Source organism: Litchfieldella xinjiangensis (assembly GCF_000759345.1).
GTDB classification, from domain to species: domain Bacteria; phylum Pseudomonadota; class Gammaproteobacteria; order Pseudomonadales; family Halomonadaceae; genus Litchfieldella_A; species Litchfieldella_A xinjiangensis.
In genome coordinates this window covers 393,533-411,590 of record NZ_JPZL01000003.1, presented here as the reverse complement: position 1 = coordinate 411,590, position 18,058 = coordinate 393,533, and the positions used below count along the sequence as shown (strand labels likewise).

Below are 18,058 nucleotides of genomic sequence, written 5' to 3'. Positions count from 1 at the left end.
CTCCTTAGCGATCAAGCTGGCCGGAACGAGCGGCGAATTCCGCAGCTGGGTCGGCATTGTGGGTCATGATGCGTACGGGGTCGCTGGGCACGGACTGCTTGCGCTCGGCGAGGCGACGCCCTTCGGCGGATTGCAACGCGCAGTCCTGATCCGAGGCCGCGGAGAACCGCACCGCTTCCTCTTCCCATACCGCATCCAGCGCTTCAGGGGTATGGTCGGGAGCCTCGCCCTTGACCTTGGGACGATGTGCATCGACATCGGCTTCAGCGCCGATCAGCGCCAGCAGGGCCAGAGGCACCCGGGCGTGCTCGGCGTCGCGCTCCTGAAGCCGCGCGGTGAGCAACGCCAGGATATGGCGAATATCGCCCAGCCACCGGGCAATCTCGTCCTCATTCCGAGTGGACAGGTACTCAAGGAACAGCGGCAGGTAATCCGGCAGCTCACGGGCATCGAGTTCGAAGCCGGCGGCCTCGTACTCGCCCATTAGGTCGACCATGGCCTGGCCACGATCGCGCGACTCGCCATGCACATGCTCGAAAAGCAATAGCGAGGTGGCACGCCCCTTGTCGAACTGCGCCACGTAAGTGGCCTGCAACTCGAGCAGGTCGGCGTCGTGGATACGCTGGCACCAAGCCATCAGCGTGACCCGCATGGCCTGCGACCAGCGCCGCTCGTCACCGATGATCTCGATCATGTCCCCTGCCGCGTCCTGCAACTCCGCGGTCGGGTAGTCGAGCAGACGAGCGAGTACCCGCAGGCTGCGCATGCCGGCCATCGGCTCGATGTTCAGGGCTGCTTCAGCCATGGGTGGCCTCCTTGGTATCCGCCTGAGGGTCATAGGTATCCACCGGTTTGACCAGGGTGGTGGTGTGCTTGCGCCCGCCGAACAGGCTTGGCTCGCTCTCACCATGACAACCGTCACCGAAGGTGAAGCCGCAGCCGCCGCGTTCCGGGAAGGCCTCGGTGGCCATCTCGCGGTGGCTGGTGGGGATCACGAAACGGTCCTCATAGTTGGCGATGGCCAGGTAGCGGTACATGGACTCGACCTGGGCCTCGCTCAGCCCCACGCTTTCGAGCACCTGGGTATCCGCCTTGCCCTCGACGTGCTTGCCGCGCATGTAAAGACGCATGGCCATGAGGCGCTTGAGCGCCAGCACGACGGGCTCCTCTTCACCGGCGGTCAGCATGTTGGCCAGGTACTTGACCGGAATGCGCAGCGACTCGATCTTGGGCATCACCCCGTCGAACTCGACATTGCCGGCCTCGGCGGCGGACTGGATCGGCGACAGCGGTGGCACATACCACACCATCGGCAGGGTGCGGTATTCGGGGTGCAGCGGCAGCGCCAGGCCCCAATCCATCGCCAGCTTGTAGACTGGCGACGCCTGGGCGGCGGCGATCACGTTGTCGGGGATGCCGTCCTTTCTGGCCTGGGCAATCACTTCGGGGTCATGGGGATCCAGGAAGATCTCGCGCTGGCGGTGATAGAGATCACGCTCGTCGGGCGAGCTTGCCACTTCCTCGATACGATCGGCGTCATACAGCATCACGCCGAGGTAGCGGATGCGACCCACGCAGGTCTCGGAGCAGATGGTCGGCTGGCCGGCCTCGATGCGCGGATAGCAGAAGATGCACTTCTCGGATTTACCGGTTTTCCAGTTGTAGTAGATCTTCTTGTACGGGCAGCCGGAGATGCACATGCGCCAGCCACGGCATTTGTCCTGGTCGATGAGGACGATGCCGTCTTCCTCGCGCTTGTAGATCGCGCCACTCGGGCACGATGCCACGCACGTCGGGTTGAGACAGTGCTCGCACAGGCGCGGCAGGTACATCATGAAGGTGTTTTCGAACTGCCCGTAGATGTCGGCCTGGATCTTCTCGAAGTTGGCATCCTTGCGTCGCTTGGCGAATTCGGTGCCGAGGATCTCCTCCCAGTTCGGGCCCCACTCGATCTTGTTCATGCGCTGGCCGGAGATCAACGAGCGCGGCCGTGCGGTGGGTTGGTGCTCGCCCTGCTTGGCGGTATGCAGATGCTGGTAATCGAAGGTGAATCCCCCCCCCCCCGCCACTTGCCGCCGATGCGCGGCTCGATCTTGCCGTCCTTGCGACGCAGCCAGCCACCGCGCCATTTGTTCTGGTTCTCCCACTCCTTGGGATAGCCGATACCGGGCTTGGTCTCGACGTTGTTGAACCAGGCGTACTCGACGCCTTCGCGACTGGTCCAGACATTCTTGCAGGTCACCGAGCAGGTGTGGCAGCCGATGCACTTGTCAAGGTTGAGGACCATGCCTACCTGGGAACGAATCTTCATTTCACGGCCTCCTGCTCGTAATCATTGCCTTCGCCATCCAGCCAATCGATACGCTTCATCTTGCGCACGATGACGAATTCGTCGCGGTTGGAGCCGACGGTGCCGTAGTAGTTGAAACTGTAAGAGAGCTGCGCGTAGCCACCGATCATGTGGGTCGGCTTGGGACACACGCGGGTCACCGAGTTATGGATGCCGCCTCGGGTGCCGGTGATCTCGGAGCCCGGGATATTCACGATCCGCTCCTGGGCGTGGTACATCATCACCATGCCGTTCTTGACCCGCTGGCTGACCACCGCGCGGGCGGCGATCGCCCCGTTGGCGTTGTACAGCTCGATCCAGTCGTTGTCCTCGACGCCAATGGCGCCGGCGTCATCCTCGGACATCCAGACGATGGGGCCGCCCCGCGACAGGGTCTGCATCAGCAGGTTGTCGCTGTAGGTGGAGTGGATACCCCACTTCTGGTGCGGCGTGATCCAGTTGAGGGCAATCTCTGGGTTACCGTTGCCCTTGGGCCCGGCCATGCTCACCGCCGCCTTGGTGTCGATGGGCGGCCGATAGACCAGCAGGCTCTCGCCGAAGGCCCGCATCCACGGATGATCTTGGTAGAACTGCTGGCGACCGCTGACGGTACGCCAAGGAATCAACTCGTGGACGTTGGTGTAGCCGGCGTTGTAGGAGACGTGTTCGTCCTCGAGGCCGGACCAGGTCGGGCTGGAGATGATCTTGCGCGGCTGGGCGACGATGTCGCGGAAGCGGATCTTCTCCTCCTCCTTGGGGTGCGCCAGGTGAGTATGGTCGCGCCCGGTGATCTTCGACAGCGCACCCCAGGCCTTGACCGCCACCTGACCATTGGTCTCCGGGGCCAGGGTCAGAATCATCTCGGCGGCGTCGATGGCCGATTCGATCTGCGGGCGCCCCTTGTGCGGCCCATCGAGCTTGCGATGGTTGAGGTCCCCCAGCAGCTTGACCTCCTTCTCGGTATTCCAGCTGATGCCCTTGCCGCCGTTGCCGATGCTCTCGAGCAGCGGGCCCACGGAGGTGAAGCGCTCATAGGTTTCGGGGTAGTTGCGCTTGACCTCGATCAGCGCCGGCATGGTCTTGCCGGGAATCGGTTCGCATTCGCCCTTCTTCCAGTCCTTGACCTCGACCTGGGCCAGTTCTGCGGGGGAATCGTGCTGGTGCGGCAGGGTGACCAAGTCGGTCTCCTCGCCCAGGTGTCCCACGCAGACTTTCGAGAACGCTTTGGCGATGCCCTTGTAGATCTCCCAGTCGCTGCGCGATTCCCAGGCCGGGTCGGTGGCCGCGGTCAATGGGTGAATGAACGGGTGCATGTCGGACGTGTTTAGATCGTCCTTCTCGTACCAAGTAGCGGTGGGCAGCACGATGTCCGAGTAGAGGCAGGTGGTGGACATGCGGAAGTCGAGCGTGACCAGCAGGTCGAGCTTGCCCTCGGGCGCCTCGTCATGCCACTTGACCTCTTGCGGCTTGCTGCCGCCCTCCTCGCCCAGGTCCTTGCCCTGAATGCCATGGCGGGTGCCCAGCAGGTACTTGAGCATGTACTCGTGGCCCTTACCGGAGCTGCCCAGCAGGTTGGAGCGCCAGATGAACATGTTGCGCGGGAAGTTCTGGGGGTTGTCGGGATCTTCCGCGGCAAAGGCCAGCTCGCCACTCTTGAGCTGCTGCACGGCATAGTCCTTGGTGGACATCCCTGCGGCTTCGGCTTTCGCGGCCAAACGCAGCGGGTTGGTCGCGAGTTGCGGCGCCGAAGGCAGCCAGCCCATGCGCTCGGAGCGCACGTTGAAGTCGATCAGGCTGCCAGGATAGTCCTCGATCTTGGCCAGCGGCGAGAGGATCTCCTTGATCTCGAGTTTTTCGTAGCGCCACTGGCTGGAGTGGTTGTAGAAGAAGGAGGTCGAGTTCATGTGGCGCGGTGGGCGCTGCCAGTCCAATCCGAAGGCCAGCGGGGTCCAGCCGGTCTGCGGGCGCAGTTTTTCCTGGCCCACGTAGTGCGCCCAGCCACCGCCGCTCTGGCCGATGCAGCCGCACATGACCAGCATGTTGATCAGGCCGCGGTAGTTCATGTCCATGTGGTACCAGTGGTTCATGCCGGCACCGACGATGATCATGCTGCGCCCCTGGGTCTTGTCGGCGTTATCGGCGAACTCGCGGGCGATGCGCGTGGCCTGCTCGGCCGGAACGCCGGTGATCTTCTCCTGCCACGCCGGGGTGTAAGGCTTGACCTGGTCATAGGACGTGGCGCCATCATCTTCGCCCTCGGCACCAAAGCCGCGGTCGATACCGTAGTTGGCGCACATCAGGTCGAAAACGGTGACCGCCAGCACGTCGCTACCGTCGGCCTTCCTGAGGCGCTTGGCAGGCAGGCTGTGGAACAGCAGCTCATCGCTGGCGCCGCCGCTCTTGACGTGGTCAAAATGCTCGTGGGCGATAGCCCCGAAATAGGGGAAGGCGACCTTGGCAATGTCATCATGCTGTTCGGCCAGGCTCAGCAGCGGCTTGATCTCGGTGCCGTCAGCGTCCAGCGGCTCGAGGTTCCACTTGCCCCTGGCTTTCTCTCCCTCGCCGCCACTTTCCCCTCCGCTCTCTTCTCCCCAGCGGAAACCGATGGAGCCGCGCGGCACCACCAACTGGTCACGGGTCTCGTCCCAGGCGACGGTCTTCCACTCGGGGTTGTTACCCTGTCCCAGGCTCGCCTCGAAGTCGCTGGCACGCATCTGGCGGCCCGGCGCGTAGCTGCCATCTTCGCGAGGCTCCAGCTCGACAAGGAACGGCATATCCGTGTAGCGACGCACGTAGTCGGTGAAGTAGCTGCTCGGCTTGTCGAGGTGAAATTCCTTGAGGATGACGTGACCCATGGCCATGGCCAGCGCCGCATCGGTGCCCTGTTTGGCGGAGAGCCACTCGTCGGTGAGTTTGGAGACCTCGGCATAGTCCGGCGTGATGGAAACGGTCTTGGTACCCTTGTAGCGCACTTCGGTGAAGAAGTGGGCATCCGGGGTACGGGTCTGAGGAACGTTGGAGCCCCAGGCGATGATGTAGCCGGAGTTGTACCAGTCAGCTGACTCAGGCACGTCGGTCTGCTCGCCCCAGGTCATCGGCGAGGCCGGCGGCAGGTCGCAGTACCAGTCGTAGAAGCTCATGCAGACGCCTCCGATCAGTGACAGGTAGCGGCTGCCCGCGGCGTAGCTGACCATCGACATGGCGGGGATCGGCGAGAAGCCGATGATGCGATCGGGGCCGTACTGCTTGGCAGTGTAGACATTGGAAGCAGCAATAAGCTCGTTGAGCTCGTCCCAGTTGGCGCGCACGAAGCCGCCCATGCCGCGGGCCCGCTTGTACTGCTTGCTCTTGGCCGGATCCTCGACGATGGAGGCCCAGGCATCGACCGGATCGCCCTTCGCCTCGAGGGCCTCGCGCCACAGCTTGAGCAGGGGCTTTCTGATCAACGGGTGCTTTAGACGATTGGCGCTGTAGATGTACCAGGAGTAGCTGGCGCCTCGCGGGCAGCCGCGCGGCTCGTGATTGGGCAGGTCAGGCCGGGTGCGTGGATAATCGGTCTGCTGGGTTTCCCAGGTCACCAGGCCGTTCTTGACATAGATCTTCCAGCTGCACGAACCGGTGCAGTTCACGCCGTGGGTGGAGCGCACGATCTTGTCATGCTGCCAGCGCTGGCGGTAGCCGTTCTCCCACTCTCGCGATTCGCCGCGGACTTCACCATGGTCATTGGCGAAAGGCTCGCGAGCCTTGCGAAAGAAATTCAGCCGATCAATGAAGTGACTCATGGGTCGATCTCCGGACTCCTCGAAAATGGGCCCCCGCCTGGGCGGGTTGCTGATGAGGATTCTGGGGGATCGATTGGCGAATTACTGCCCGGTTACCTCCTTATACCCGGGCTCTACCTCCAAGGGGATAGGTGGCGATGCCACAAGGGCTAGTGAAGGAGAAAGCCTGTGAGACGGCAGGCACATCAAGACGTGCTCAGCTGCTCCCAGAGCATGACCAACAGGCATACACCCAGCGCGGCGTAGAGGAACATGAACCCGACGGTGCGGATGCCTATCCAGATATCGCCAAGCACGAACAACAACGGTAGGACGGCGGCGAACAGCCCGCCGAGGGCCAGCGCCAGCCCACCCACGCGCGCCATGTCGTGAGGGTGTTCGCGATAAATCAGTCGCATCAGGCTGCCCTTGCCGATGCCCATGGCAAGCCCCATGACGGACAGCAGCGCGATGAACCCCCACAGCGGCATATTGAAGTCGAAGGCCACCTCACCTTGCAGGCCTTCGATACGTATCGAGAAGTCGGGATAGGAGAGCCAGAACAGGCAAGCGAGGACCGCGAGTCCGACCCACCAGCGCAGACTGCGGAAATCGCGCCAATCGGCCAGAGCGCCGCCCAGCACTTGTCCCGCCCCACCGGGAATCGTGAACGCCAGCGACCACAGCGCAGCACTGCCCAGCGGCAGCCGATAATGTGCGGCCAGGTAACCCGGCAGCCACAATGCCAACGCCACGAACGCACCGAAGAAGAAGCTGTAGTAAAACGCCAGACGCCAGGCAGCGCCTCTGGGCAACCAATTGGTGAGCCCGGGTGCCACCAGCGATCGTCGGGGGGGTAGGTCATCGGCATACAACCACAACAAGAGGCTCACCATCAGTATCAACAACAGATAGAGGTAAGGGGCCAGGCGCCAGCCATACGCCTGGCTGACCAGGGGCAGCAATAGGTAGCTGAGCCCCGCGCCCAGCATGCCGGCCCCGTAGAGCCCCAAGGCCAGCCCGACATGGCGTGTCGGCCCACCGAGGGCCACACGGGCCAGCCCGGCGACGAGGGTACCGGCACCCAGCCCGAGGCCGGCGCCGGCCAACAGGAAGTCACGATAGGCCTCGGCCTGACCGATCCACCATAGAGAAGGCGCCATCAGCCATAGACAGCCAATCATGACCCGGCGCTCGCCGAATCGCACCGCCAGACGGGCTGCCGGCAGGCTGACCAGGGCGCCACTGAGCATGGGCAGGGCCAGCAGCCCGGCGAAGGCCATCTCGTCGAGCCCCAATGTGTCCCGCCATTCCACCCCGATCACGGCAAAGATGGTCCAGCAGGCGAAGACCAGCGCGAAAGCCAGCGGCGACAGCAGAATGGTGACCAGGGGTCGATAACCGATCGCCGGCGCGGGTAGCGTGGCGCCCAGGGGGACGGTCATGGGGAGGCCCTCGAGAAACAAGTAGGAAATAGTCTCGTTTGCCGCCCGAGTGGCGTCAAAAGGGCATCGGAGGTAACCCTTTAAGAGTACGCACGCCCATGCCTAGGCTATAGTGGAGTCGCTTCAATTCCGTGCCTGAGGTGGATTGCCCTCGATGAAACTCCTGCAACGCTCGCTGGTCGCCCGTATCACCGCCTCGCTACTGGCCATCAGTGTCATGGCGCTGGTCAGCATTGCCGTGACCATGACCGTCGCCAACAGCAGCCGAGGCGATGCTGCCGCCATCAACACCGCCGGCTCGCTGCGCATGAATACCTACCAGATCGTGGCCGCCCTGCAGCGCTACGAGCAAACGCCGGGCAGCGTGGGGCGTGAGGCCGTCACCCGCCTGGCCGAACGCTTCACTCAGCGCCTGGATAGCCCACAGCTGGTCGGCGCCATTCCCGAGGCCGGGGATCACCCCTTGCGCGAACAGTACCGCTTGATTCACTTGCGCTGGGATAGCGAGCTATTGCCCGAGGTCAATGCCGCCATCGAGGGCGATGCCGTGCAGGCGGTGGCCCTCAATGCCACCCTCGACGGCCTGGTTGGCGACATCGACCGCCTGGTGTCGCAGCTCGAAGAGAATACCGAGGCCAAGATACGCCTGCTCAGCGTGCTGCAGATCGTATTCCTGATCCTGACCGCCGTGGTCGTGGCCATCGTGCTTTACGATATCCGTCATAACCTGGTCGCTCCGCTACGCCAGTTGGTCGTGCTCGCGAGCGAGGCGGCCCGGCGCAACTTCCAGTACCGCACCCAGCTCAAGGGCAGCGACGAGCTCGCCCTGCTCGGCCGCACCTTCGATACCATGGCCGAGGAACTCGCCAACAGCTATGCCGAACTGGAGGAACGGGTATCGCGCAAGAAGCAGGAGCTCGAGCGCAGCAATCGTGCCATGCAGATTCTCCATGACGGCAGCCGCACCCTGTATGGCGGCGGCAACGACCTGTGCGAGAGTGCCGCACCGATGCTTCGCGATCTGGGCCAGCTGTTGGGGCTCGGGCCGCTGCGACTGTCGCTCAACCTGCCCCAGGAGGAGCGTCCGATCCCGATCCTGGCGACTCACTCTGCGACACGGCCCGACTACTGCCGCGATCACGATTGCTACGCCTGCCTGATCGACCCCCGGCCGCTCGAGATCGAACATGGGCCGGATTCGGATTGCCTGCTATTGCCGGTCAGCGTGGGTGACGAGGTCTTGGGCACCCTGGAGATCTGGTATGACAAGCGAGAAGGACTCAGTGACAGTACGCGCCGCCTGCTCAACGCCCTGTCGGATCAGCTGGCCACGGCCCTTTACCTGCAACGGCGCATCGAAGAACAGCAACACGTCTCGCTGATGAACGAGCGCACCATCATTGCCCGTGAGCTGCACGACTCCCTGGCCCAGTCGCTCTCGTATCTCAAGATGCAGGTAGCTCGCCTGGAGCGAATGCAGTCCAAGGGCGTACCGCACGAGACCCAGGCCGAGGTCCTCGACGAGCTGCGCACCGGGCTCAACAGCGCCTACCGTCAACTGCGTGAATTGCTGACCACCTTCCGTCTCAAGCTCGAGACGCCGGGGCTCCAGTCGGCCCTGCGGCAGACGACCCAGGAGTTCGCCGACCGCATGAATATCCAGGTGGAGTTCGATTATGACGTGCCTCCGCATCTGCTCAATCCCAATGAGGAAATTCACGTATTGCAGATCGTGCGCGAGGCCCTGGCCAACACCCATAAGCATGCCCAGGCACACTGGGCCAGGGTCAAGGTGTGTTTTGCCGATGCCAAGCTTCAGGTACGCATCGAGGATGACGGCATCGGACTTGCCAGCAGCGATTCCCCGCCGCAGCATTACGGGCTGGTCATCATGCGCGATCGCGCCCAGACACTCGGGGGCGAACTCGACGTGGAAAACCGCAAAGACGGGGGCACCCGCGTCGCGCTCAATTTCGTGCCCCAGACCGCGCGTCTGATCGCGCTGCAGCCCGCGTCCCAGGCGTAGGCCCCGACACCGCAAGGGAACAGGACATAGCTATGCCCAACACCGATCACGACACGCCGGCGACGATCCTGATCATCGACGATCACCCGCTGTTGCGCCGAGGCGTCAAGCAGTTGCTCGAGCTCGAAGACGACCTGGACCTGGTCGGCGAAGCCGGTGAGCCCGAGGTCGGGATCCGCCTGGCCGCCGAGCTAGAGCCTGACCTGGTACTGCTCGACTTGAACATGCCGGGCATGGACGGCATCGAGACGCTCAAGCGCATGCGGGCGGCGGAATTCGCCGGCCGTATCGTGATGTTTACCGTCTCGGATAGCGAAGAGGATGTCATCGCTGCGCTACAGGCAGGGGCCGACGGCTACCTGCTCAAGGACATGGAGCCGGACGACATGGTACGCCAGCTGCGTCAGGCCGCCCTGGGCCGTATGGTGATCAGCGAGACCCTGACTGCACTGCTTGCCGAGGCATTGCGACACCAGCGCAGCGCCCCGGCCCGCCCCGATATACACAGCCTGACCCAGCGCGAGCGTGAAATCCTGCGTGAGTTGGCGGCGGGCCTTTCCAACAAATTGATCGCCCGCAAGCTCGAGATCAGCGAAGGCACCGTCAAGGTCCACGTCAAGCATCTGCTGAAGAAACTCAATCTGCGTTCGCGCGTCGAGGCGGCAGTATGGGCCGTTCAAGAGGGCATCGAGACCTGAATAGGCCCTCATGATTCCTTCGCTACCCCGCGGGGTTTTTATGGATACCTCCAAAAAACCCCACTGCCATAATCTAACCTCCCCCTCCGCCGCCTCAATAAAACAAACCATTTAAATCAAAGGCTTATTAAAATACCTCCCATCATCCATTGGAGGTATCACCGCTATTTTCGACACGTTTACCCACATTTAATCCATGTGTATCGAGACGTATCTTTCCCCTATCTGAAGCCATCGCGCGGCGTTGATCGCATCGGGGATGGCGATAAAAAACAGGGGAGGACGGCTATGTCCAATATCGATACCGGCTATCAACGCCTTGGCCACAAGCAAAGGCTCAACGACGACATCGAAGAATGGGAGGTCGAGGACCCCACGTTCTGGGAGCGGCAGGGCAAGCGTATCGCCACGCGCAATCTTTGGATATCGATTCCCTGCCTCCTGGTGGCGTTCGGCTATTGGCAAATGTGGGGCATGCTGACCGTCCAGATGAAGAACCTGGGTTTCCCCTTTTCCGAATCCGAGCTCTTCATGCTGGTGGGCATTGCCGGACTTGCCGGCGCCACCCTGAGGATTCCCGCCTCGTTCATGATCCGTATCGCGGGCGGCCGCAACACTACTTTTCTGACCACGGCCTTGATGATCATCCCGTGCCTCGGGGCCTACTTCGCCTTGCAGAATCAGGCAACGCCTCTTTGGGTGTTCCAACTACTCGCGCTGGTATCGGGTGTGGGCGGGGGTAACTTTGCTTGCTCGATGGCCAATATTTCTTCCTTCTACCCCAAGCGTCAGCAAGGCCTGGCATTAGGGCTCAACGCCGGCCTCGGCAATCTGGGCGTGACCGGCATGCAGATCCTGATTCCCCTATCGATGACCGCTGCGGTGTTCGGCGTACTTTCGGGTGACCCCATGGAGCTTATGCGGTCCAGCGGCACATTGATCGGGCGTATCCCCGAAGGCACTCCCACCTGGCTGCAAAACCCCGCTCTGCTGGGCGTCATCGTGCTGGTCCCGCTGAGTGCAGCAGCCTGGTTCGGCATGAACAACCTCCGTACTATCACGCCCAATCCCGGCACGCCTCTTGCCGCCTTCGGCAAGATACTGGGCCTCTACAATCTGGGCCTGGTGACTTCGGCCATCGGCCTTGTCCTGATGATGCCCCGCCCGGTAGGCCTGGGGTTGCTCAACATGTGGTTCGCGCTGCCATTGACCATCCTGCTGACGCTGGGTCTGCTGCGACTGATCCCCGGCGATATCAAACCCAATATCCAGAAACAGTTCGCCATCTTCAGCGACAAGCACACCTGGTCGATGAGCCTGCTGTATATCCTGACGTTTGGATCGTTCATCGGTTTTTCCGCTGCTTTACCCCTCTCCATCGAAGTGATCTTCGGCTCCATGATGGAACGTGCCAGTGACGGCAGCCTCTCGCGGGTAGCCAACCCCGACGCCCCCAGTGCCATGACCTGGGCCTGGATGGGCCCCTTCGTGGGTGCTGCGGTGCGCCCCATCGGAGGATGGGTTTCAGACAAGATCGGCGGTTCGATCGTGACCCAGATCATCTCGGTGATCATGGTCGGTGCCTCCATCGCCACCGGTTACGTGATGATGCTGGCCTATAACTCCACCGACCCGAATGCCTATTTCTGGGCATTCCTCGGCCTATTCATCGTGCTGTTCGCCGCCAGCGGCATCGGCAATGGCTCCACCTTCCGTAGCATTGGCGTGATCTTCGATGCCCAGAAGAAAGGTCCGGTGCTCGGCTGGACCTCGGCTGTCGCCGCCTACGGCGCCTTCATCGCCCCGCGGGTGATGGGCGAGCAGATCCAGGCCGGCACCCCCGAACTGGCCATGTATGGCTTCGCGGTGTTCTACGCGGTGTGCCTGGTCATCAACTGGTGGTTCTATCTGCGCCGCGGCGCCTATGTGAAGAACCCCTGAGCCGTTCGCTTTTCCCGCCCGGCGCCCTGCGCCGGGCACCCTCCGGAGAATGACCGCCATGAAGATCATGGTTGCCTATGACGGCTCGCGTAACGCCAAGCTGGCGCTTGCTCAGACCGTCGATATGTTCCGCTGTAACCGTCCCCGCCTGTTGCTCGCCGGCGTGGCGGAGAATCCTCGCGATGCCACTGACGCCAACGAATCGTTGTTCCAGCAGGAGGTGGCCGAGCTCAGGGCCGCCCTGGAGGAAGGCGTGGCGTTTGCCGAGGGGGAAGGCTTCGAGGCCGAGATGCTGCTGGCCGAGGGCGACGCCCGCAAGATGCTGCTCCATGCCACCCAGCGACACTCGCCCAGCCTGCTGGTCATCGCCCGGCACAGCCATAAGCCGGATGGCGGAATCATCGCCCAGTCATTGAGCTATTTCGTCGACGAACTCGACTACATGACGTTCGGCAAGGTCAGCTCGTTTCTGGCCCGGCGCGTCGAATGCCCGCTGTTGATTCTGCCCAGTCCGTGAGCGATCCGCGATTCGCTACCCTTGGGCCATATAGGAAATCACGACCATGAAAGTCGCTTCCGTCTTCAAGTTCCGCAGTCCGGAGATCAGGGCACTGCACCTGACCTGGATCGCCTTCTTCATCACCTTCTATGTGTGGTTCAACATGGCGCCGCTGGCGTCGAGCATGCTCAAGAGCGTCGACTGGCTGACCGCCGACGACATCAAGCTGTTCGCCATCTGCAACGTGGCACTGACCATTCCCGCCCGCATCATCGTCGGTATGGCGTTGGATCGCTTCGGGCCTCGCCGGGTGTTTTCGGTACTGATGGTGACCATGGCCATTCCGGCCCTGCTCTTCGCCTTCGGTACCAGCATGATGCAGCTGCTGGTGGCACGCCTGGTGCTCAGCTCGATCGGTGCCAGCTTCGTGGTGGGTATCCACATGACCGCGCTGTGGTTCAAGCCCAAGGACATCGGTTTCGCCGAGGGCTTCTACGCCGGCTGGGGTAACTTCGGCTCCGCCGCCGCCGCGATCTCGCTGCCGTCCATCGCCCTGACCATGTACGGCGGCGCGGACGGCTGGCGCTGGGCAATCGCCCAGAGCGCCATCGTCATGGCTGCCTACGGCGTCTACTACTGGTTTGCCATCACCGACGGCCCCGATGCCAAGGCGCACCGCAAGCCGCGCAAGACCGCCGCCATGGAGGTCAGCAGCTGGGCCGACATGATCAAGCTGATCCTGTGGACCATTCCGCTGGTAGGGGTACTGGGCATCCTGGTGTGGCGCATCGAGAACATGGGGTACCTGTCGAGCACAGGCGCCACCATCGCCTACCTGGTGATCGCCGCCATCGTGGTCTACCAGATCGTACAGATCCTGCGGGTCAACGTGCCGATCCTCAAGAAAGGCGTGCCCGAGGACGACAAGTATTCGTTCAATAGCGTGGCCGCGCTCAACAGCACCTACTTCGCCAACTTCGGCGCCGAGCTGGCGGTGGTCTCGATGCTGCCGATGTTCTTCGAGCAGACCTGGGAGCTCAATGCCGCCATGGCCGGGCTCATTGCCGCCTCGTTCGCCTTCGTCAATCTGGTGGCGCGCCCCATGGGCGGGCTGGTCTCGGACCGCATGGGCAACCGCCGCTTCGTGATGCTCAGCTACATGTTCGGCATCAGCATCGGCTTCGTGCTGATGGGCATGCTCAACGCGAACTGGCCGCTTATCATCGCCATCGTGATCACCGTGTTCACCTCGTTCTTCGTGCAGGGCGCGGAAGGCGCCACCTTCGGCATCATCCCCTCGATCAAACGCCGCATCACCGGGCAGATCTCGGGCATGGCCGGGGCATACGGCAACGTGGGCGCGGTGGTCTACCTGACCATCTTCACCTTCGTCACCCCCACCCAGTTCTTCTACATCATCGCCACCGGCGCCTTCATCAGTTGGCTGATCTGCCTGGTGTGGCTCAAGGAACCGGAAGGGGCCTTCGACGACGAGTACTACGTCTCGTCGGTGGATCGCGCCATCGAGGAGCAGGAGCGTCAGAAAGCCCTGGCCGGCCAGGCCTGATCCCTTTCGAAGCTCATAAGAACGCAGTACGCCCGGGCCATGGCCCGGGCGTACTGTTTAACGGGCTGCTAAATCGGTCTCTGAGTCAGTCCTCGGGTCACGCCTCGGTGATGTCCTCGACCCAGGTCAGCGCCGCCACGGCATTGGGGAAGCCAGTGGTGGGGATCGATAGCATCACGACCTGCTTGAACTCCTCGGCCGTGATGCCCTCGTCGAGGCCGCGGCGCACGTGCGAATGCACGGCGCCTTCGGAACGCTGCCCGATGGCCAGCGCCAGCTTGACCAGCCGCCGCGTGCGGGCATCGAGCGGCCCCGCATTGGCGCAGGCCTCGCCAAGGCTGGCGTAGGCATCCCATACGTCGGGATACTGCTCGGCCACCTTGCCGGCACCGGAAGGAAGATTGTGATCGGCCATGAGTGAACTCCTTTTATAGTCAGTCGATTGCGCGCGCTCGGGCCCTCAGGCGAGCCACGAGAGCGGATGGTGACGAATCGCAGCGCCGATGATATAGACGAATACCAGCACAGCCAGGATAGCGGCCACCGCGCGCCCGGCGGGACTGCGGCCTCGTTTGATGGCGATGGTGCCCAGCAGGATATACAGCACCAGGCCCAGCAGCTTGGCGGCAAGCCATGGATGCTGGTGCGGCCAGAAGCTCAGCATGATCATCAGGGCAATACCCAAGCCCAGCAGCCCCGTATCGATGATATGCGGCGCGATACGCACCCAGCGGCGTTGCAGGTGAGGCGACTCACGCACTGACCACCAGGCACGGACGATGAAGAAAACGATGCTCAAGCCGGCGAATGTCATGTGCAGATGCTTGATTAGAAAATAGTGCTCCATGGGGCCTCTCAATGATGTTTTTCTGACCACAGCATAACGCAGCGGGCTCGACCCGCGCCTGACCGATGCATGAAATGGCCAGGCCGGTTGATCTGAATCAGGGCTGACCCGCCGCTATCAGACCCTGACGACGCGAGATGGCCCAACGCAGCATGTCGATAGCCGCGAACAGCAGCAGGCTCGCACCCATCACCGGCAGTGCCAGGCCCAGGGCGATGGCAACACCCAGCACCGCCAGGCGCACCGACCAGGGAAGCAGCACGACGGTTTCGGTCAGCGTTTGCGGCCCGCCCGCCGAGGTTGCCCGCACCCGGCGCCACCCCATGACATAGCCCCAGCACACCAGTACCGCCAGCCCCGCGGCGAATGCCGCCAGCACCAGTTGATTGGGCACGCCGAACAGGACGCCCATATGCAGATCGACCCCCCAGCGCGTGAGTTTGGCCGCCAGCGGAAAGGTGGTGAAATCGGTCGCGTCGAGCGCGGCCATGCTCTGCGGATGCAACGCGACCTGATCCACCTGGGTGGGCCAGCGGCGATCAATTTCGGACACGCGCCAGGCGCGGTCCGCAGCGGCGGGCGGATCGATCTGCAACAGAGTGGCATCGATCCCCGCGGCCCGTGCCGCCTGCAGGGCGCGATCGAAATCGAAAAGCGTAAGCGCTGTGTTTGCCATGGGCGCGTGTGCAGCGCCATGCTCGGCATGCGCGCCTGCGCCATGGCTGGGTTCGCCGGCAAGGTGCGTCGACACACCCGGCGTCGCCCACCCCCAGGCATGGCGTAGCTCGGCGATATTGTTCCCCGCCCACTTCGACCAGGTCAGCCCGGTGGCGGAGAAAAACACCAGCCCCACCAGGGCGATGACGCCCAGGGTCGAATGTCGACGACGCATGGCCTGTCGCCCACGCACCTGGCGCAGCGCACGTCGGCGCTGCAGCCATAATGCCACCCCCCCCAGGGCGGCGATCCATAGCCAGGACGCGGCCAGCTCGCTGTAAAGGCGTCCGACATCGCCCAACAGCATGGAGCGATGGAACTGCCCGATCGTGGCACGCAGCGGCAACGCACCGCTGGTGCCATAGACCGTCATGTCGCCCTTGATCTCGAGCGTAACGGGATCGACGAAGAGTGCGCGATGCTCCGAAGGGCCGAGCTCCGGCGCGGCGAACATGACCCGGGTGGTATCGCCTGAGTGCGGCGCCGGGCGCACGGCCGCGGGAAGCGCGGCCTCGCCCAGAGCATCTTGAGCGACCTCGACCTGTCGTGCCAGCGGCTGCGGTACGCCCTGACTCTCACTGGTGAGTGCGTCGTGATAGAGCCAGCTTTCGACCTGCGGGGCGAAGACATAGACGATGCCGGAGAGTGCAGCGACCAGCAGGAAGGGGCCGACGAACAGGCCGATGTAGAAATGCAGCCGAGACACAAAGGCAAGCAGCCGCTTGCCGGTACGACGGGAGAACGCCGCAGAGGGTCGTCGCCGCGGGAAAGAACACTGCATGGCAGTTACCTGGCTGCTTGATTAGAGAGCCAGACTCTACCCAACGCAGGATGGCTGCGCCATGGCCCGCTCCCTGTCGCGCGTAATTGTCGCAGGCGGCTAGTTCAAGTCGCGCATCAGCAAGGCGAACTCGACCGCCTCCGGTGCCAGCCGCTCATGCTCGGGCAGCGGCACGCGTACCACATGGCCCGACCCCGGGGCGGTATCGATCCGCCGGCCCTGGCGATCCTCGAGCGCGGCGAGCGTGAAACGGCGATTGCCGCCCGGCAGCATCAGCTCGAGCGAATCACCCACGCCGAAGCGATTCTTGACGTCGACCTCGAGCCAGCCACGGTCCGGGTCGTAGCCCGTGATGTCGCCGACGAACTGCTGATGCACGCCGAGCGAGTGGCCACGCACATAATTCTGGTGAGCATCGTGCACGTGACGCCGATAGAAGCCTTCCGTGTAGCCGCGGTTGGCCAGGTTATCCAGATCGTCCATCAAGGTCTTGTCGAAGGGTCGGCCGGCCACGGCATCGTCGATGGCCTGGCGATAGACCTGGGCGGTACGCGCCACGTAGTAGGCCGACTTGGTGCGCCCTTCGACCTTCAGCGAACTCACGCCCATCTCGACCAGCCGCGCCACGTGCTGGACGGCCCGCAAGTCCTTGGAGTTCATCACGTAGGTGCCGTGCTCGTCCTCTTCGACTGGCATCAATTCGCCGGGGCGAGTCGCATCCTCGAACAGCGCCGTGGCGACCTGGGGTGACGCCTGGATCGGGCGTGTGGGGATCAGCTCGCCGGTGTCATCGGTGGTGGCATCGTGGGTCGCGTACTGCCAGCGACAGGCATTGGTACAGGTGCCCTGGTTGGGATCGCGATGGTTGAAGTAACCCGACAGCAGGCAACGGCCCGAATAGGCGATGCATAGGGCACCGTGAACGAAGGTCTCGAGCTCGAGATCGGGACATTCGGCACGAAACTCTGCAATTTCATCCAGCGACAGCTCGCGCGAAAGGATGATGCGACGAATGCCCTGGCGCTGCCAGAAGCGGGCCGCGGCGTGGTTGACCACGTTGGCCTGTACCGAGAGATGAATCACCTGGTCGGGCCAGCGTTCGCGCACCATCATGATCAGCCCCGGGTCGGACATGATCAGGGCATCGGGACCGGCCTCGATGATCGGCGCCATGTCGCGCAGGTAGGTCTTGAGCTTGGCATTGTGCGGGGCGATGTTCGAGGCGACATAGAACGCCTTGCCACGCTCATGGGCGTAGGCAATACCGTGATGCAGGGTCTCGAGGGAGAAGTCGTTGTTGCGCACGCGCAACGAGTAGCGCGGCTGGCCGGCATAGACCGCATCCGCGCCATAGGCGAAGGCATAGCGCATGTGGTTGAAGGTGCCGGCGGGGGATAGCAGTTCGGGCGCCTGGGTCACGGTCTAGGTTCCTGTCGTCGGTACGAGC

The 18,058-nt window shown here is 63.1% G+C and carries 12 protein-coding genes and 1 pseudogene; 5 read left to right on the top strand and 8 right to left on the bottom strand.

Features of this window, described 5'->3' with window-relative positions; genetic code table 11:
* Positions 1–4 precede the first annotated feature (4 nt).
* From narJ to JH15_RS14115, 4 genes and pseudogenes are all read right to left on the bottom strand, one after another.
* Positions 5–805: a nitrate reductase molybdenum cofactor assembly chaperone gene (gene narJ, locus JH15_RS14130; RefSeq protein ID WP_043531414.1), complete on the bottom strand. Its 801-nt coding sequence runs from the start codon at positions 803–805 to the stop codon at positions 5–7.
* Positions 798–2,311, bottom strand: a pseudogene (gene narH, locus JH15_RS14125) (nitrate reductase subunit beta). The gene narJ and the pseudogene narH overlap by 8 nt, the downstream one beginning before the upstream one ends.
* Entirely contained in the window at positions 2,308–6,111 is a 3,804-nt protein-coding gene (locus tag JH15_RS14120; protein WP_043531413.1) for a nitrate reductase subunit alpha, read from the bottom strand. The pseudogene narH and the gene JH15_RS14120 overlap by 4 nt, the downstream one beginning before the upstream one ends.
* Positions 6,112–6,296: 185 nt before the next feature.
* Positions 6,297–7,535, bottom strand: a complete 1,239-nt coding sequence (locus tag JH15_RS14115; RefSeq protein WP_052384130.1) for an MFS transporter — start codon at positions 7,533–7,535, stop codon at positions 6,297–6,299.
* 154 nt (positions 7,536–7,689) lie between these two features.
* Here JH15_RS14115 and JH15_RS14110 point away from each other — a divergent pair, with 154 nt between their 5' ends.
* The 5 genes from JH15_RS14110 to JH15_RS14090 all read left to right on the top strand — a co-directional run bounded on the left by JH15_RS14110 (position 7,690) and on the right by JH15_RS14090 (position 14,266).
* Positions 7,690–9,561, top strand: coding sequence for a histidine kinase (locus JH15_RS14110; RefSeq protein ID WP_043531412.1), 1,872 nt, complete (start codon positions 7,690–7,692; stop codon positions 9,559–9,561).
* Positions 9,562–9,593: 32 nt separating this feature from the next.
* Positions 9,594–10,259 (top strand): two-component system response regulator NarL, encoded by a 666-nt coding sequence (gene narL / locus JH15_RS14105; protein ID WP_043531411.1) that lies wholly within the window; start codon positions 9,594–9,596, stop codon positions 10,257–10,259.
* A gap of 288 nt (positions 10,260–10,547) precedes the next feature.
* The gene (locus tag JH15_RS14100) at positions 10,548–12,200 is read left to right on the top strand and encodes an MFS transporter (RefSeq protein ID WP_052384129.1); all 1,653 of its coding nucleotides are present in this window, start codon (positions 10,548–10,550) and stop codon (positions 12,198–12,200) included.
* Between the two features lie 58 nt (positions 12,201–12,258).
* Positions 12,259–12,717 carry a universal stress protein gene (locus JH15_RS14095; protein WP_043531409.1) on the top strand — a complete coding sequence of 153 codons (459 nt, stop codon included), beginning with the start codon at positions 12,259–12,261 and terminating at the stop codon, positions 12,715–12,717.
* Positions 12,718–12,763: 46 nt separating this feature from the next.
* A complete protein-coding gene (locus JH15_RS14090) occupies positions 12,764–14,266 on the top strand; it encodes an MFS transporter (RefSeq protein ID WP_043531407.1) in 1,503 nt (500 codons plus the stop codon).
* Positions 14,267–14,363: 97 nt separating this feature from the next.
* On the opposite strand, the gene JH15_RS14085 is transcribed toward JH15_RS14090, so the two are convergent.
* From JH15_RS14085 to trhP, 4 genes are all read right to left on the bottom strand, one after another.
* Entirely contained in the window at positions 14,364–14,681 is a 318-nt protein-coding gene (locus JH15_RS14085; protein WP_043531405.1) for a carboxymuconolactone decarboxylase family protein, read from the bottom strand.
* A 45-nt stretch (positions 14,682–14,726) separates the two neighbouring features.
* Complete coding sequence (locus JH15_RS14080) at positions 14,727–15,113, bottom strand: SirB2 family protein (protein ID WP_043531403.1); 387 nt, start codon at positions 15,111–15,113, stop codon at positions 14,727–14,729.
* Positions 15,114–15,210: 97 nt separating this feature from the next.
* Positions 15,211–16,611, bottom strand: a complete 1,401-nt coding sequence (locus JH15_RS14075) for a PepSY-associated TM helix domain-containing protein (protein WP_081949038.1) — start codon at positions 16,609–16,611, stop codon at positions 15,211–15,213.
* Positions 16,612–16,710: 99 nt separating this feature from the next.
* Positions 16,711–17,982 (bottom strand): prephenate-dependent tRNA uridine(34) hydroxylase TrhP, encoded by a 1,272-nt coding sequence (gene trhP, locus JH15_RS14070; RefSeq protein WP_052384150.1) that lies wholly within the window; start codon positions 17,980–17,982, stop codon positions 16,711–16,713.
* Positions 17,983–18,058: the final 76 nt, after the last annotated feature.

Excerpts from the sequence above, each read along its gene's own strand:
- narJ (WP_043531414.1), bottom strand. The coding sequence starts at position 805 with ATGGCTGAAGCAGCCCTGAACATCGAGCCGATGGCCGGCATGCGCAGC.
- JH15_RS14120 (WP_043531413.1), bottom strand. The coding sequence starts at position 6,111 with ATGAGTCACTTCATTGATCGGCTGAATTTCTTTCGCAAGGCTCGCGAG.
- JH15_RS14115 (WP_052384130.1), bottom strand. The coding sequence starts at position 7,535 with ATGACCGTCCCCCTGGGCGCCACGCTACCCGCGCCGGCGATCGGTTAT.
- JH15_RS14110 (WP_043531412.1), top strand. The coding sequence starts at position 7,690 with ATGAAACTCCTGCAACGCTCGCTGGTCGCCCGTATCACCGCCTCGCTA.
- narL (WP_043531411.1), top strand. The coding sequence starts at position 9,594 with ATGCCCAACACCGATCACGACACGCCGGCGACGATCCTGATCATCGAC.
- JH15_RS14100 (WP_052384129.1), top strand. The coding sequence starts at position 10,548 with ATGTCCAATATCGATACCGGCTATCAACGCCTTGGCCACAAGCAAAGG.
- JH15_RS14095 (WP_043531409.1), top strand. The coding sequence starts at position 12,259 with ATGAAGATCATGGTTGCCTATGACGGCTCGCGTAACGCCAAGCTGGCG.
- JH15_RS14090 (WP_043531407.1), top strand. The coding sequence starts at position 12,764 with ATGAAAGTCGCTTCCGTCTTCAAGTTCCGCAGTCCGGAGATCAGGGCA.
- JH15_RS14085 (WP_043531405.1), bottom strand. The coding sequence starts at position 14,681 with ATGGCCGATCACAATCTTCCTTCCGGTGCCGGCAAGGTGGCCGAGCAG.
- JH15_RS14080 (WP_043531403.1), bottom strand. The coding sequence starts at position 15,113 with ATGGAGCACTATTTTCTAATCAAGCATCTGCACATGACATTCGCCGGC.
- JH15_RS14075 (WP_081949038.1), bottom strand. The coding sequence starts at position 16,611 with ATGCAGTGTTCTTTCCCGCGGCGACGACCCTCTGCGGCGTTCTCCCGT.
- trhP (WP_052384150.1), bottom strand. The coding sequence starts at position 17,982 with ATGCGCTATGCCTTCGCCTATGGCGCGGATGCGGTCTATGCCGGCCAG.